Origin of the sequence: Streptomyces africanus (assembly GCF_002150735.1) — a bacterium.
Classification (GTDB): domain Bacteria; phylum Actinomycetota; class Actinomycetes; order Streptomycetales; family Streptomycetaceae; genus Streptomyces; species Streptomyces africanus.
This window is the reverse complement of record NZ_MUKA01000273.1, coordinates 1-268: the sequence shown is the minus strand read 5'-3', so window position 1 is coordinate 268 and position 268 is coordinate 1. Positions and strand designations below refer to the sequence as shown.

The window sequence follows — 268 nt, the reverse complement described above, 5'->3', positions numbered from 1 at the left end:
GGCCGCCGGTCGCCGACATCACGCTGGAGGCCGGGGCGGCCTTCACCCTGGCGCTGGCCGGTGCGGCGGTCGCGGTGCGCTGCACCGAGGCCAAGCGTCCCGGCCCGTGGCTCGCGGCCGGCCTGCTGACCTCGGCGGTACTGGCCCTGCTGTTCTGGCCCGGCCGGTGGGCGCTGTTCGTCCCGGTGGAGGACGCCCGCTGGGCGGCGGCTCACGACCGGTGGGCGGTGGTGCTGGGCGGGGCGGTGCTCGTGGGTGTGGCGGGTGT

At 78.4% G+C, this 268-nt stretch carries 1 pseudogene; it reads left to right on the top strand.

Annotation, left to right across the window (positions count from 1 at the left end):
* Positions 1 to 268: pseudogene (locus CCL05_RS30610) on the top strand (ABC transporter); the annotation flags it as partial.